Below are 14600 nucleotides of genomic sequence, written 5' to 3'. Positions count from 1 at the left end.
CCGAGGTGTCGCATTTAGAAAACATTAACCATGCATGATCTTTCATGGCCGCAGTCGGAGGAAGCCATGATCGCTGCCGCGCTGCTTGAGGAGATGCACGAAGCCCACCTTGTGCGCGCCGCCGAGGCCGCCGGCCGCGCCTTCGGCCGGTGCTGCGAGAGTGACGGGCACTGGATGCTGGCGCCGGACCCCGTTCCCGTCATCTGGCGAACGATCACCCCCGACGAGTCCCAGGCGAAGCCGGCGAGGGGCGTCGTCCTCGGCCGGCGCCCGTCGTCCAAGGCCGCCTGAGGCGATCCGATCCGGGCGTTTATCTGCCCGTCAACGCCGGGCCAGCCAGACGGTGTGGCCGCCGCAGGACGGGTCCTCGACGACATGATCGAGGACGCGGAATCCCGCCGCGGCCAGGAGGGCCTCGTATTCCGCGCCATCGAGGCTCGCATGGTAGAGCGGCTCGCCCTCGAATGCGCCGATGGCCTCGCCATGAGCCGGCCCGCTCGTGAACATCAGCGCCGTGCCGTTCCGCGCGTGGGCGGCGAAGACACCGAACATCGCCCGCTGATCGTCCGCGGGAAGATGGAAGAAGCTGTCCCAGGCGAGAATGCCGCCGAACGCCCGCCCGAGAACGAGCCTGCGCATGTCGGCGACGAGCCATCGCTGTCCCGGAAAGCGTTCGCGGCAGAGCCCGATGAGGGTCGGCGAGGCATCGACGCCGGTGACCGCGCAGCCGCTTGCGATGAGATAACCCGCCATCGGCTCGCCCGAGCCGCAGCCGAGGTCGAGCACGGAGCGATCCTCGCCGATCGCCGCGAGGAAGCGGTCGAGCCAGCCGCGCTCGAAGAGACTGCGGCCGCGCTGGCGATCGAAGGCGTGCGCATGCCGCTCGTAAAGGCCCGTGATGTCGTCGGCAGGATCGTCCATGCCGCCATCTTCCATGACGGTCGATGGGCGGCAAGGCCGCGGCAGTGGGGCTTCGCGCGGATCAACCGCCGCAGGCGCGCCTTTGCCCTTGTCAACGGCGGTCGGTGCCGTCAGAAGAGTGCTGCCGGCGAGGATGGGTGGCCGAGTGGTTTAAGGCAGCGGTCTTGAAAACCGCCGTGCGGGCAACCGTACCGTGGGTTCGAATCCCACCCCATCCGCCATTTGCCGTCGATTACCGCACTCGCACCAAGCGACGCTTAAAACCGCCGATTCTACGCTGCAGCCCGATACATCTTGAAATCAGCGACGGCAGAAGGCGACCCCATCTCAGCCGTTGCGGCCCGCCCCCCGAAAGCCGACCTTCATTGGCTCTCGCATTTCACGCCTGGGACTATTTTGCTTTTCAAACGCACTTATGCCGGCGGATAGCTCGGCGACGGCGGCGTCGCGAGCGTAATCAGGTTGCCGTCGGGATCACGCACCTGCGCCAGTGTCGAATAGTCGCCCTCGATATCGTCGCCCAGCACGATCCCCAAACTTTGCAGCCTATGGCGCTCGGCCGCCACATCGTCCACGATAAGGAACATCGCGCCTCTGCTGGCGATTTCATCGTCGGTTGAAAGCCCAACCCCAGCCTGATCGAAAAACTCCCATTGCACCAGCGTGTCCATTGGCCTGTTATCCGGTCCGCGACCGAATAATTTCGTATACCAGGCTTCGGCAGCCGCGAGGTCGGCGGTCAGCAAAAAAGTGTAGATTTTGTGCAGCGACATTCCTCTTCTCCGGGTCAACGAAATGAAAATGCCATCTCTACCGGCGAGATTCTCATAGTATCCGGCTATAATCTAATGGCCCGTTTGTCCGTTGAAACGGGATTCTCAGGAATCCACCCAATTGCAGCCATTCGCGCTCGCCTCAGTTTTGGAGAGCTATAGCGTAGCCGTAGTTCTCGGCTTCGCCGTCTTCGGTCCGCCACACACCGCCGATTGCCCTCCGTGGTGGCTGCCGATTCCAGGCGGCAGCCCGAGCCCGAAAGCAGACGTCGCTCGCCGTAGTCAGGGCGCTGCTGCCCCGAGCGCTGCGGCTAATACGTCGGCCAGGCCGCGCCCGGCGCTGCCATCCTCATCAAGGCGCGGATTGTAGATGGTGATCTCGATGCCGACGGCTTTGCCGCTCGCCAGGGCAACCCGAAGCGTGGCCCGTAGCTCGTCCCACGATAGGCCGCCCGGCACGCGAAAATCGACAGCCGGCATGATGGCATCGTCGAGGCAGTCGGCGTCGAGATGAATGAAGAAGCCGTCCAGTTCCTCTCGCGTCAGGTGGTCGACCGCTTCGCGCGCGGCAGCTTCGATGCCCATCGCGCGCACGGCGGGGAGATCAATCGCCTTGAGCTTTTCGGGGAGCGGCTGGCTTCCGTACTCCTCCTGATCCTTATGATCGCGATACGCGAACGCGACTGCGTCTTCGGGACGGACCAGAGGACCGCGACCTTCAATGTCCGTCAGGTACGACGGGCCGTAGCCGGTGACGAGGGCAAGGTCCATCGAGGCGCCCTCGCCATTGGGTTCCGCCTCGGGCTGGAAGAAATCGGCATTGCCGTCGATGAAGAGCAGGCCGTAGCGGCCACGCCGTCGAAACGCGAGCATCGAGCCCAGGACGATCGTGCAATCGCCGCCCAGCACTACCGGAAAGTCGCCGGCGTCAAGCACCGCTTCCACCGCGTCGGCGAGCTTGGGTGACCACGCCGCGATTGTCCTGGCGTTCAGAATGCCGGTTTCGGGATCGGGCGTTGCGTCCTTCGGAGGCACTGCAAGCCGCCCGGCGTGGCGCGCATGGATGTGCTCCGCAAGACCAAGCCCCAGGAGCCGGTCAGGCAAGTGCTCCGCACCGTCAGTCGCCAAGCCCAGCGTGGAGGGAGCTTCGACAATTGCATAGGGAAGGGTCGGCATGCTCGTGTCCGCCAGCGACTATTTTGCAGAGTAGGTCACTGCCTCGATTTTGTGGCCATCTGGATCGCGGACGAACGCCCCATAATAGTTGGCATCGTAGTTCGGCCGCAGCCCCGGAGCGCCGGCGTCGCTGCCACCATGTCTCAATGCCGCGGCGTAAAACCGATCGACCATCGAACGGTCCTCGGCGGCAAAGGCGATGTGAGTGCCGTTGCCCACGGTTGCAGGTTTTCCGTCAATCGGAACCTGCACGCTGAAGTGAAACGTGCCGCTGCCATAACCTAGCCCGCCCTCATCCTCGGTCATCGGAACAATGCCGAGAATGGGCAAGACGGCGTCGTAGAAGCGCTTGGAGCGTTCGACATCATTGGTCCCGACCGAGACATGGTGGATCAAAACGACCTCCCGTTCTGACATTGCTCCACAACGGCAGCTTCTGGCCATTGTTCCCTCGAAGCAGACCGTCGCTTGTTCAACTCGTTTGAGCCACTTGGCCGTAGCTTCGGGAGTGTTGCGGCTCAGGATCGGCCGCGCCGGGCAGGTAGGGCTGATATGGGCGCAGTCACCTGCTCCTCATCAGACCAGCGTCGGATTGGCTCAACTCCCGGACAGCCTCTCGAGCGTCCTGCGCGATACGGTGCGCTTCGACTGGCCCGCGGCTCTGGCCATGGCTTGACCGCGGCGCCGGCAAATGCGTCAAATCTCCTGCAGGCTGGCGGAGCGAGGGGGAAGCCATGGGGCGCTTGGCATTGGTGGTGGCACTGTGTGCGGCAAGCGCCGCATGCCAGTCTCAGGCGCAACGGACCGCCGAGTTGCAGGCTATCTGCGCCGACCCGATTACACGGACGCCCGGCAATTTCTATGCGCCGGAATGCGCGGCGATCGAACCGCAGACCAATGCCCAGCTCGCCGAGGACTATCTTGAGGACGCTCCTCGCGCGGATCGCTGACAGGCGCTGCGTCAGCCTGACCTCCTGATTTGAGCCCAGCTTCTGTGGCCGGCCAATCATGACCACCCGCGCGCGTGCACGCGGGGGCGGTTTCGAGTTGCACGGTATAGAGATTATCAACCCACGCCGGAGCTGGAATTTGCCTCGGCGATGCGACGAACGAAATGTCGCGCTCCTCGGGTGGGGGGGGCGGCAATGTTTGCAGGATAATCTGCAGCTCGCTTGATCCGCAAGCGTCCATCATTGTCATCGGTATGTAAAATTGCGCCGGTTATTTACCATCCATCGCATTTTAAAGACTATTCGCTTGCCTGGACAATAGAATCTCTCCAACAGTCCCGACTTGCAGTGGCTGCGCCGGGCCTCTCAAAGCGCGCAGGCGCGCGGCATCGACGGGGGCTGACATGGGATATCGGGGAAGAGGCAGGTTGCTCGCAGGCGTCAGCTTTGCCGCATTGGGGCTGGCCTGCTCGTTGTCGACGGCCGCGTCGGCGGCGCAATACTTTGTCGGTAACGAGACGGAGCTGCGCGACGCCATCGCGGCGGCGAACGCGAGCCCGGACACGAGCTCGACGATCGTGCTCACGGGCAGTTTCGGGGTGTCGCCCACCAACATTCCGACACCGACGAAGTCGCTGACGATCGACACGCAGGGCTTCGTCCTGTCCGGCGTTCACGCTCCACCGGCATCGGCTGGCTCGATCCGCTTCGTCGGCAGTTTTCCGAGCGGAACACTGACGCTGTCGGGAGCATTCACGGGAGCCGATCAGGGCGGCGGCATGAGTGTCGGCGTTGGCGTGTTCGTCGACAGCCAACTGGCGAGCAGCGACGCACGGTTCGTCAATCTGGGATCGATCACCGGCGGCTCTGCAACGACGAGCGGCGCCGGCGGCGTCGGCCTGTCGGTGCTAAATGTCTTGACGGTCGTGAACAACGGTACGATCAGCGGCGGCAGCGGCGTGGGCGGTGGTAGCGGCAACAACGCATCAGGCGTCAACCTCTTCTCCGGCGCCTCGCTGATCAACAATGTCGGCGGTGTGGTCCTGGGCGGCAACAGCCAGGGCACGGGCGCGGGGGCAGGGGTCTTTGCGAACGCCCCGTCCAGGACGCCAACCATAATCAACTACGGCTTGATCCGTGGCGGCTCCGACCTTACCGGGCTCAATGATGGCAACGCAGCCATCCTCGCTCGGGGCACTCAGCTCGTCACGATCAGCAATGCCGGCATCCTCGAAGGCGGGAACAACAGGGCGGCCGTCGATTCCGACAATCCCGGAACGTCGAACATCTTCCTCATCAACAACGGCACGATCCGTGGGGGCGCCGGTTCCGCCAACGCCATCGAATTCGGCCAGACCGCGACAAGCAGGTCCATCCTGGAGCTGTGGGCCGGCTCGGTGATCGAAGGCAACGTGCTCGCCAGCGCCGTGGCGACCAACGACGTCTTCCGCCTCGGTGGCGCTACCAGCGCCAGCTTCGACATCTCCGCCCTCGGCCCGGCCGGGCAGTACCAGAACTTCGACAGCTTCGAGAAGACGGGCAGCAGCACCTGGACGCTGACCGGCGCCGGCACCTTCACCGGCCCGACGAACGTGATCGAGGGCAGGCTCGTCGTGAACGGCTCGCTGACCGGCTCGGCGGTGACGGTCCAGTCCGGCGGAACGCTCGGCGGCAACGGCACGGTCGGCGACACGAGCCTGCTCGCGGGCGGCCGCGTCGCCCCCGGCAATTCCATCGGCACGCTGACCATTGCCGGCAATTACACCGGCAGCGGCGGCACGCTGGAGATCGAGGCGGTGCTCGGTGGCGACGCTTCGCCGAGCGACCGGCTCGTCGTCACCGGCGACACCGCCGGCGCCACCAACGTGCAGGTCGTCAACCTCGGCGGCTCCGGCGGGCAGACCGTGGAGGGCATCAAGATCGTCGAGGTCGGCGGCGCCTCGCTCGGCACCTTCTCGCTGCTCGGCGACTTCGTCTTCCAGGGCGAGCAGGCGGTGGTCGGCGGTGCCTATGCCTACCGGCTCTACCAGGGCGGGGTGTCGACGCCGGGCGACGGCGACTGGTACCTGCGCTCGGTGCTGATCGATCCGGTCACCGCCGCGGCGACGCCGCTGTGGCAGCCGGGCGTGCCGCTCTACGAGGCCTATGCCGGCGTGCTGCAGGCCTTCAACCAGCCGGGCACGCTGCAGCAGCGCCTCGGCAACCGCGCCTGGGCCGACGGCGCGCGCGACGGCACCGGCCTGTGGGCGCGCATCGACGCCTCCAAGGGCCGCTTCGAGCCGAAGAGCTCGACCACCGGCACCACCTATGACACCTCGATCTGGAAGCTCGAGGCGGGCATCGATGCGCTGCTCTTGGAGCAGCCGGGCGGGCGGCTGATGGGCGGGCTGTCCCTGCAGTACGGCACCATCTCCTCGGACGTTACCTCGCTCTTCGGCCGCGGCAGCATCGATACGAGCGGCTTCGGCCTCGGCGCGAGCCTCACCTGGTATGGCGACGGCGGCTTCTATGTGGACGGCCAGACGCGGGTGACGTGGTACGACAGCGACCTCAAGTCGAGCACGGCGGCGCGCAAGCTCGCCGACGGCAACGGCGGCGTCGGCTACGGGCTGAGCCTCGAGGCGGGGCAGCGCATCGCGCTCGGGGGCGGCTTCTCGCTGACGCCGCAGGCGCAGCTCGCCTATTCGGCAGTGAGCTTCGACGACTTCACCGACGCCTTCGGGACGCTGGTGCGGCTCGACGACGGCGACGGGCTGTGGGGGCGGCTCGGCCTGTCGGCCGACTATAACGGCTCCTGGCAGGATGCGGCCGGCCGCCTCAACCGCGCCCATGTCTATACCATCGCCAACCTCTACTACGACTTCGCCGCCGGCACGCGCGTGGCGGTGGCGGAACTGCCGTTCAGCAGCAAGAACGAAGAGCTGTGGGGCGGCCTCGGCCTCGGCGGCTCGCTGAACTTCGCCGGGGACCGGTATTCGCTCTACGGCGAGGCGCTGGTGCGCACCGGCCTCGACAACTTCGGCGACAGCCACGTCCTGTCGGGCAGCGTCGGCTTCCGCGCGCGGTGGTAGGGGCGAGATCGGAGTGAAGGAAAGATCCGCGGACCAGCGACCGGAATGTTCATGACATAATCGTAATGTTCCGGCGTCGACGCGCCCGCCGTAGATTGACGCATGTCAACGATCACCGCTGCCTCTTTAAATAGTCAAATCATAAAGAGGCGCAGCGGAGCGCGGTCGACATGCGGAATATCAGGCGAGCCCTCTGGGGAATATTGTCCGCGCTGACCGTGCTGTGGCTGCTGGCGGAGCCGCAGGTGCTTCAGCCGGCGGGCTTCTTCGCCCTGCGGGCCAGCCTCGTCCAATACAGCGGGATCATCGCGATGGGGGCCATGAGCGTCGCCATGATCCTGGCGCTGCGACCGCGCTGGCCGGAACGGTGGTTCGGCGGGCTCGACAAGATGTACCGGCTGCACAAGTGGCTGGGCATCACGGCGCTCGTCGTGGCGGTGGTCCACTGGCTGTGGAGCCAGGGGCCGAAATGGGCGGTCGGCTGGGGCCTGATCGCGCGGCCGGAGCGCGGCCAGAGGCCTCTGCTCGAAAACCCGGTCGGGCAATTCCTCACGACCTTGCGCGGCCCGGCCGAGGGCCTCGGCGAATGGGCCTTCTATGCCGCCGTGCTGCTGATCGGCCTCGCCCTCGTCAGGTTCGTTCCCTACCGCCTCTTCCGCAGGACGCACCAGCTCCTCGCCATCGTCTACCTGGTGCTGGTGTTCCACACGGTGGTGCTGACGACATTCAGCTACTGGACGTCGCCCATCGGGATGGTGATGGCGCTGCTCCTCGCCGCCGGCACCTATGCGGCCGTGATCTCCCTCAGCAATCGCGTCGGCGCCGGACGGCAGTTTCGGGGCAGGATCGCCGCGCTCCAGTATTATCCCGGCGTGAAGGCGCTCGAAGTCGAGGTCGAGGTGCCGGACTGGCGCGGCCACAAGCCGGGCCAGTTCGCCTTCGCCACCTCGGACGGGTCCGAAGGGGCGCATCCCTACACCATCGCCTCGGCCTGGGGCGGCGAGGACCGGCGCATCCGCTTCATCGCCAAGGAGCTGGGCGACCACACCGGGCGCCTGCGCGAGAAGCTGAAGGTGGGGCAGGAGGTGAAGATCGAGGGGCCGTACGGCTGCTTCGACTTCGACAACGGGCATCCCCGCCAGATCTGGATCGGCGGCGGCATCGGCATCACGCCCTTCATCGCGGGCATGCAGCACCTGGCGCGGGAACGGCATGCACGCCCCGACCGGCCCCGACCGACCATCGACCTGTTCCATACGACGGCCGATTACGACGAAGGGGCCATCGAGAAGCTGACGGCCGATGCGGAGGCGGCGGGCATCCGCCTGCACGTGACGGTCGATGCCCGCGACGGCTTGCTGAGCGGCGAGGGCATCCGCGCCGCCGTGCCGGACTGGCGCGAAGCCAGCATCTGGTTCTGCGGACCGTGGGGGTTCGGCCAGGCCTTGCGGAACGACTTCGACGCCCATGGCCTGCCGACGGCAGAGCGCTTTCACCAGGAACTGTTCGCGATGAGGTGACGGCACCCCGTGCTGTCCGACGCGGGGCAGCACGGGGTGGCTCACGCGGTCATTTGCCGTATCTGTCGATCACCTCGGCAAGCGGCAGGTGGCCGACGAGGGCTCCCTTTCCGGCCGACGCTTCCCCGTTCTCCAGCATCGTCGCATGGATGACGGCGGGGTCGCTTTCCAGCCGCTCGCGCAGGGCCGACAGCTTCGGCCAGCGCTTGCGGTCGGCAACGGCGTGGTAGTCGAGCCAGCGGGCCACGCCGGCGAAGACGGCGTCGGCGAGGGTCGGCCGCTCGCCAACGAGGAACGGGCCGTCACCGATCATGGCCTCGAGCTTGTCATGCCGCTCGATCACGTATGCGCGCCCCCAGCTCCGCAGGGCCGATTGCATGGCGGGATCGGGATCCTTCATCTCCAGGGCCGACCAGAGCGGGAAGAAGGCGCCGGTGAAGCCTGTGTTGACGAAGGCCATCAGCTGGTGCATCCGGTCCGCCTCCCGCGAAAGGGGGGCGAAGCTGATGCGCCGCTCGCTATCCCGCGCCTCGAGCCAGGCGGCGATCGCCATCGTCTCCGTCAGCAGCTCACCCTTGTCCGTGATGAAGACCGGGGTTTCGTGGCGCGGATTGACCCGGGCGTAGGACGGCTCGCGCATTTCGCCGAGCATGTCGACCCGGCACAGCCGGTAGGGCCTGCCCAGCCATTCGAGGGCCGCGACAAGGCCCATGGAGCTTCCCGAGGGGAAGCCGTAAAGTAGGATCGGCTCCAAAATCGATCTCCCGTGATTTCTGGTGATCACGCTGCGCAGCGAGCCCGGACCCTACTCGTCCGGTGAGCCGAGTAAATTACGCACTTTTTTGCAACCACGAGGCGTCGATGAAGGATCTTGTCTCCCGTTGCCCCATCGAGGAGGTGATGCAGGTGCTCAGCGGGCGCTGGCCGACCCTCCTGATCTACTATCTGAAGGACGGCACGAAGCGCTTCAGCGACCTGCGCCGGGACAATCCCACCATCTCGCACAAGATGCTGGCGTTCGAACTGCGCAAGCTGGAGGCGGCCGGCATCGTCCAGCGCACGGAGTTCGGCGGCTATCCCCTGCGCGTCGAATATGATCTCACGCCTGCGGGGGAGAGGATCGTGCCGCTGATCGATGCCCTCGGCGACTGGTGGGAGGAAGCCGCGGGCGCCGAAGCGGACGGCACGCGCGAGACGGAGAGCGTCGGCGCGCCGCAGGTACGGTAACGCACGATACGTCGCAGGCCGGGGCAGGGCGCGGCTTATGGCCGGGTTTTGACAGTGTCATATTATGTTGATATCAACTTATTAATCGGTGCTGCGGACCGGCGGGTCTGCAGCGCCATCCAAGGAGGAGTAACGCAATGCCATATGTCGAAGGGTTCGTCGTGGCCGTGCCGGCCGAGAACAAGGAGCTGTTTCGCAAACATGCCGCGGAGGCGGCGGTGCTGTTCAAGGAATTCGGCGCCACCCGTGTCGTCGAGTGCTGGGGCGACGACGTGCCGGAGGGCAAGGTCACCGATTTCCGCAGGGCCGTGCAGGCCAAGGACGGCGAGGTCGTCGTCTTCAGCTGGGTGGAATATCCCACGCGGGCGGCGCGCGACGCCGCCAACGAGAAGATGATGGCAGACCCACGCATGCATGCCATGGGCGAGGAGATGCCATTCGACGGCAAACGCATGATATTCGGCGGCTTTGAAAGGATCCTCGACGTCTAGCCGCGCACTCCGACCGCTCCGGCCCGGTGCAGGAACCGGGCGGAGCGGCTCGGGGCCGGCCTTGCTTTCCGCCGGCAAGTCTCCCAATCTCGCCTCGTTCAAGCCTCTTGCGTCCCGCGCGGCGATCGTCTGAAGCGATGGCGGCCCGGGCGCGCCTTCTCAAGAACAACGGCGATCCGGGAGAGAATGCCCATGCTGAGCGATGATTTCGAGGTGATCGACCCGCGCTTCTCGCGCCTCGTCTTCGGCAATGTCCATCTCGAAAAGCTCTATACCGGATGCCGCTGGGCCGAGGGGCCGGCCTATTTCCCGGCGGGGCGCTATCTCATCTGGTCGGATATTCCCAACAACCGCATCATGCGCTGGGACGAGACGGACGGGTCCGTCTCGGTCTTCCGCCAGCCGGCCCGGAACACCAACGGCCACACGGTCGACAGGGAAGGGCGCCTCGTCTCCTGCGAGCATCAGGGGCGCTGCATCTCGCGCACCGAGCCGGACGGTTCCGTGCGGATCCTCGTCGATCGCTTCGAGGGCAAGCGGCTCAACTCGCCGAACGATGTGGTCGTGAAATCGGACGGCACGATCTGGTTCACGGACCCGACCTACGGCATCGATTCCGACTACGAGGGCGATGCGGCGCCGTCCGAGATCGGCGCGTCCCACGTCTACCGCTTCGATCCGGCGGATGGCTCGATCGCAGCCGTGGCGACCGATTTCGTCAAGCCCAACGGCATCGCCTTCTCGCCGGACGAGCAGCTGCTCTATGTGGTCGACACCGGCGCGACCCATGTCGAGGACGGGCCGCGCCACATCCGCCGCTTCAAGGTCGGCGCGGACGGGCGGCTCGGCGGCGGCGAGGTCTTCGCCACCTGCAGCCACGGCCTTTTCGACGGCCTGCGCATCGACGTCCACGGCAATGTCTGGACGAGCGCCGGCGACGGCGTCCACTGCTTCAATCCGGACGGCGTTCTCCTGGGCAAGATCCGCGTGCCGGAGGTGGTGGCCAACGTCTGTTTCGGCGGCCCCAAGCGCAACCGCCTCTTCATCTGCGGAACGACCTCGCTCTATGCGGTCTACCTCAACACGAGGGGCGCCTCCCGGCCCGGCGAGCCGCACGCCTTCTGACGCCAGGACCTGACGCATCATGACCTTTCACGCTCTCAATCCGCAGCGCCTCGAGGGGCGCACGGCCATCGTGACCGGCGGCGCGCGGGGCATCGGCCTCGCCGTCGCGCGCCGCTTCGCCGCCGAAGGGGCGACGGTCGCCGTCAACGACCTGGCGGATGCCGACACGATGGCGGCGGCGCTGGCGGCGGTGCAGACGGCCGCGGCGGATGCCGGGCACGGCGAGCGCCCGCATCTGGCGCTGGCGGCGGACGTATCCGTGCCGCGCGCGGTCGACGCGATGGTCGAGGAGGCGGTCTCCGCCTGGGGGCATGTCGACATCCTCGTCAACAATGCCGGCATCCAGGCGCCGACGCCGGGGGACGCCTTCGACGACGCGGTCCTGACGCGCATCCTCGCGGTCAACCTCGTCGGCGCGGCCAATTGCGCCCGCGCCGTCGCGCGCCATCTCCTCGCGCGCAAGGCTCCCGGCGCGATCATCAACACGACGAGCGTGCACGAGATCATCCCCAAGCCCGGCTATCTCGCCTATTCCATCAGCAAGGGCGGGCTCGCCAATCTGACGCGGACGCTGGCGCTGGAGTTCGCCGCCAACGGCATCCGCGTCAATGCCGTCGGGCCGGGAGCCACGACGACGGAGCTGAACAGGGGCTGGGTCGAGGACCCGGCGGCGCGGGCCAAGGTGGAAAGCCACATCCCTATGGGTTTCGCCGCCGACGCCGACGACATGGCGCCGGTCTTCGCCTTCCTCGCCTCGGAGGAGGCCCGGTACATCACCGGCCAGACGATCTTCGCCTGCGGTGGCCTGACGCTTTATGCTGATTTCCAGCACAACTGGGCGTCGTAACAGATCGCATAAGAATAAAATTGAATCGATCCTGTCGCGCCGTGCAGTGCACGCGGGCGTTGTGGAAATGCTGTCTTTTCCGATGCGGCATTTTCGGGAGGTATGTGCCGTGCGAATCTGTTATGAATATTTCACGCGATGAAGCCTTCGTCTGACTGGCTGCTTCGGCAACGGGTTGATGTGGTCTTCTTCCACGCGGTCTTGGCAGGCTCCTCCCGAAGCCTTGAGCCCGGCAGTCAGGCACTGCCGGGCTTCTCTTGTGAAACCTTGCGGCATCAAGACCGTTGCGTCGGCGCCCTTTCCGTGCCAATCGAGGCGCCGGATTTTGGCTGGAGCCGTTCCAGGGTGGCGAAGGCCCGGCCCGCGATCCGAGAATACGATCATCATCAAGGACATGATGCGTCGTCCGCGGCTCTCGTCGCGATGCCGGCGCTCAAGCGGTGGCGACAGGCATGGGCGAGCACGCTCCCAAGATCAGTTTCGTTTCCCTCGGCTGCCCGAAGGCGCTCGTCGATTCCGAGCGCATCGTCACGCGCCTCAGGGCGGAGGGCTATGAACTGACGAAGACGCACGAGGGTGCGGACGTCGTCATCGTCAACACCTGCGGCTTCCTCGATTCCGCCAAGGCGGAATCGCTCGGCGCCATCGGCGAGGCCATGGCCCAGAACGGCAAGGTCATCGTCACGGGCTGCATGGGCGCCGAGCCGGGCCAGATCCGCGATCAGTTCCCCGACGTTCTCGCCATCACCGGGCCGCAGCAGTACGAGACGGTGGTCGACGCGGTGCACGAGGCCGTGCCGCCGGCGCACGACCCGTTCATCGATCTCGTGCCAGAGCAGGGCATCAAGTTCACGCCGCGCCACTACGCCTATCTGAAGATCTCCGAAGGCTGCAACAACCGCTGCACCTTCTGCATCATCCCGAAGCTGCGCGGCGATCTCGTCAGCCGCCCGGCCGCGGATGTGCTGCGGGAAGCCGAGCGCCTGGTGAAGGCCGGCGTGAAGGAACTGCTCGTCATCTCGCAGGACACGAGCGCCTACGGGCTCGATCTCAAATATGCGCCGAGCACCCATGGGGGCCGCGAGGTGAGGGCGCGTTTCCTCGACCTTTCGGCGGCCCTCGGCGAGCTCGGCGTCTGGGTGCGGCTGCACTACGTCTATCCCTATCCCCATGTCGACGAGGTCATCGGCCTCATGGCGGAAGGCAAGGTGCTGCCCTATCTCGACATTCCCTTCCAGCACGCCGCCCCGTCGGTGCTGCGGAACATGCGCCGCCCGGCGCATCAGGAGAAGACGCTCGACCGTATCCGCCGCTGGCGCGAGGAGTGCCCGGACCTTGCCATCCGCTCGACCTTCATCGTCGGCTTTCCGGGCGAGACGGACGAGGATTTCGACTTCCTGCTCGAATGGCTGCAGGAGGCCAAGCTCGACCGGGTCGGCTGCTTCCGCTACGAGCCGGTGACGGGCGCGCCCGCCAACGAGATCGCCGCGCCGGTGCCGGACGAGGTCAAGGAAGAGCGCTGGCACCGCTTCATGCAGGCGCAGGCCAAGGTGAGCGCCCAGCGCCTGAAGAGCCGCGTTGGCCGGCGCATTCCCGTCATCATCGACGAGGCGGGACCGACGGTCGCCAAGGGGCGGTCCAAGTGGGATGCGCCGGAGATCGACGGCAATGTCTATGTCGCCTCACGCCGCCCGCTGCGCGTCGGCGACATCGTCACCGTGAAGGTCGAGCGCTCGGACGCCTATGACCTGCACGGCACCGCGGTCTGAGGCTTCTCACCACATCGATTGCCTGGCCCGCTCCGGCCAGGCCTTGTCGTATTCATCACCGCCGACGCGGTCCTGCGACAGGGCGGCGAGGATCGCACCCGGCGTCGGCAGCGCGTCCGGCGCCACGTGCCTGGACGGGTCCCACAGGCCGGCGCGGATGATGGCGCGGGCGCACTGGAAATAGACCTCGCGCACCTCGATGACGATCACCGTCCGCGGCTGCTTTCCTTCGACGGCGAAGGAGGCGCGCAGCGTCTCGTCCGCCGTCAGCCGGGCCTGGCCGTTGACGCGCAGCGTGCTGCCGGAGCCGGGGATGAGGAAGAGCAGGGCGACGCGCGGGTCGCGCACGATGTTGCGCAGGGAATCGATGCGGTTGTTGCCGTGCCTGTCGGGCAGCATCAGCGTGCGCGGATCGTGGATGCGCACGAAGCCGCGGCCGTCGCCGCGGGGCGAGCAGTCGAGCCCCTCCGGCCCACTCGTCGCAAGGGCGACGAAGGGCGAAGCCTCGATGAAGGCGGCATAATGGGGCGTGACGTGATCCGTCACCTTGACGGTCGAGGTCTCGCCGGGCTGTCCATAGATCGCCTCGAGTTCGGCGATGGTCGCGATGGTCTTCATAGGGGCTCCTGGTCCGCCGATACCTCGGATCGATGACGAGGCTATAGCCGATTTGGCCGGCATCACGTGACAGGTTTATTGCGCAGAGGCGCGACAGCCGCGACACCGTGGA

15 protein-coding genes and 1 tRNA gene are annotated in these 14600 nt (G+C 66.3%); 10 read left to right on the top strand and 6 right to left on the bottom strand.

What is annotated here, in order from left to right; genetic code table 11:
- The first annotated feature begins 66 nt into the window (after positions 1-66).
- Positions 67-291 (top strand): hypothetical protein, encoded by a 225-nt coding sequence (locus tag GGR16_RS06585; protein ID WP_183316054.1) that lies wholly within the window; start codon positions 67-69, stop codon positions 289-291.
- A 30-nt stretch (positions 292-321) separates the two neighbouring features.
- Here the strand turns inward: GGR16_RS06585 and GGR16_RS06580 are convergent, their stop codons facing one another.
- Complete coding sequence (locus tag GGR16_RS06580) at positions 322-921, bottom strand: class I SAM-dependent DNA methyltransferase (protein WP_183316053.1); 600 nt, start codon at positions 919-921, stop codon at positions 322-324.
- 131 nt (positions 922-1052) lie between these two features.
- Here GGR16_RS06580 and GGR16_RS06575 point away from each other — a divergent pair.
- Positions 1053-1142 (top strand) — tRNA-Ser (locus tag GGR16_RS06575).
- Positions 1143-1334: 192 nt separating this feature from the next.
- Here GGR16_RS06575 and GGR16_RS06570 read toward each other — a convergent pair.
- The 3 genes from GGR16_RS06570 to GGR16_RS06560 all read right to left on the bottom strand — a co-directional run bounded on the left by GGR16_RS06570 (position 1335) and on the right by GGR16_RS06560 (position 3266).
- The gene (locus tag GGR16_RS06570) at positions 1335-1694 is read right to left on the bottom strand and encodes a VOC family protein (protein ID WP_183316052.1); all 360 of its coding nucleotides are present in this window, start codon (positions 1692-1694) and stop codon (positions 1335-1337) included.
- A gap of 282 nt (positions 1695-1976) precedes the next feature.
- Complete coding sequence (locus GGR16_RS06565; RefSeq protein WP_183316051.1) at positions 1977-2870, bottom strand: arginase family protein; 894 nt, start codon at positions 2868-2870, stop codon at positions 1977-1979.
- Between the two features lie 18 nt (positions 2871-2888).
- Positions 2889-3266 carry a VOC family protein gene (locus GGR16_RS06560; RefSeq protein WP_183316050.1) on the bottom strand — a complete coding sequence of 126 codons (378 nt, stop codon included), beginning with the start codon at positions 3264-3266 and terminating at the stop codon, positions 2889-2891.
- Between the two features lie 338 nt (positions 3267-3604).
- On the opposite strand from GGR16_RS06560, the gene GGR16_RS06555 reads away from it, so the two are divergent.
- The 3 genes from GGR16_RS06555 (at position 3605) to GGR16_RS06545 (ending at position 8411) form a co-directional block, all read left to right on the top strand.
- Positions 3605-3820 carry a hypothetical protein gene (locus tag GGR16_RS06555; protein WP_156332802.1) on the top strand — a complete coding sequence of 72 codons (216 nt, stop codon included), beginning with the start codon at positions 3605-3607 and terminating at the stop codon, positions 3818-3820.
- A 428-nt stretch (positions 3821-4248) separates the two neighbouring features.
- Positions 4249-6891 carry an autotransporter family protein gene (locus GGR16_RS06550; protein ID WP_246372835.1) on the top strand — a complete coding sequence of 881 codons (2643 nt, stop codon included), beginning with the start codon at positions 4249-4251 and terminating at the stop codon, positions 6889-6891.
- A gap of 170 nt (positions 6892-7061) precedes the next feature.
- Positions 7062-8411, top strand: a complete 1350-nt coding sequence (locus GGR16_RS06545; RefSeq protein ID WP_183316049.1) for a ferredoxin reductase family protein — start codon at positions 7062-7064, stop codon at positions 8409-8411.
- 49 nt (positions 8412-8460) lie between these two features.
- Here the strand turns inward: GGR16_RS06545 and GGR16_RS06540 are convergent, their stop codons facing one another.
- On the bottom strand, positions 8461-9165 hold the full coding sequence (locus tag GGR16_RS06540; RefSeq protein WP_183316048.1) for a glutathione S-transferase family protein: 705 nt from the start codon (positions 9163-9165) through the stop codon (positions 8461-8463).
- A gap of 107 nt (positions 9166-9272) precedes the next feature.
- Here GGR16_RS06540 and GGR16_RS06535 point away from each other — a divergent pair, with 107 nt between their 5' ends.
- The 5 genes from GGR16_RS06535 (at position 9273) to rimO (ending at position 13870) form a co-directional block, all read left to right on the top strand.
- Positions 9273-9638: a winged helix-turn-helix transcriptional regulator gene (locus GGR16_RS06535; protein WP_019401337.1), complete on the top strand. Its 366-nt coding sequence runs from the start codon at positions 9273-9275 to the stop codon at positions 9636-9638.
- A 137-nt stretch (positions 9639-9775) separates the two neighbouring features.
- On the top strand, positions 9776-10129 hold the full coding sequence (locus tag GGR16_RS06530; protein ID WP_019401338.1) for a DUF1428 domain-containing protein: 354 nt from the start codon (positions 9776-9778) through the stop codon (positions 10127-10129).
- A gap of 192 nt (positions 10130-10321) precedes the next feature.
- Positions 10322-11254: an SMP-30/gluconolactonase/LRE family protein gene (locus tag GGR16_RS06525; RefSeq protein ID WP_019401339.1), complete on the top strand. Its 933-nt coding sequence runs from the start codon at positions 10322-10324 to the stop codon at positions 11252-11254.
- Positions 11255-11273: 19 nt separating this feature from the next.
- Positions 11274-12101: an SDR family oxidoreductase gene (locus GGR16_RS06520; protein WP_183316047.1), complete on the top strand. Its 828-nt coding sequence runs from the start codon at positions 11274-11276 to the stop codon at positions 12099-12101.
- A 452-nt stretch (positions 12102-12553) separates the two neighbouring features.
- Complete coding sequence (gene rimO / locus GGR16_RS06515; RefSeq protein WP_019401341.1) at positions 12554-13870, top strand: 30S ribosomal protein S12 methylthiotransferase RimO; 1317 nt, start codon at positions 12554-12556, stop codon at positions 13868-13870.
- A gap of 6 nt (positions 13871-13876) precedes the next feature.
- Here the strand turns inward: rimO and GGR16_RS06510 are convergent, their stop codons facing one another.
- Complete coding sequence (locus tag GGR16_RS06510) at positions 13877-14488, bottom strand: pyridoxamine 5'-phosphate oxidase family protein (protein WP_183316046.1); 612 nt, start codon at positions 14486-14488, stop codon at positions 13877-13879.
- Between the last annotated feature and the right edge of the window lie 112 nt (positions 14489-14600).

It is taken from the genome of Chelatococcus caeni (assembly GCF_014196925.1).
Lineage (GTDB): Bacteria > Pseudomonadota > Alphaproteobacteria > Rhizobiales > Beijerinckiaceae > Chelatococcus_A > Chelatococcus_A caeni.
The sequence above is the reverse complement of the archived record's forward strand: the minus strand, read 5'-3'. Positions and strand labels throughout refer to the sequence as shown.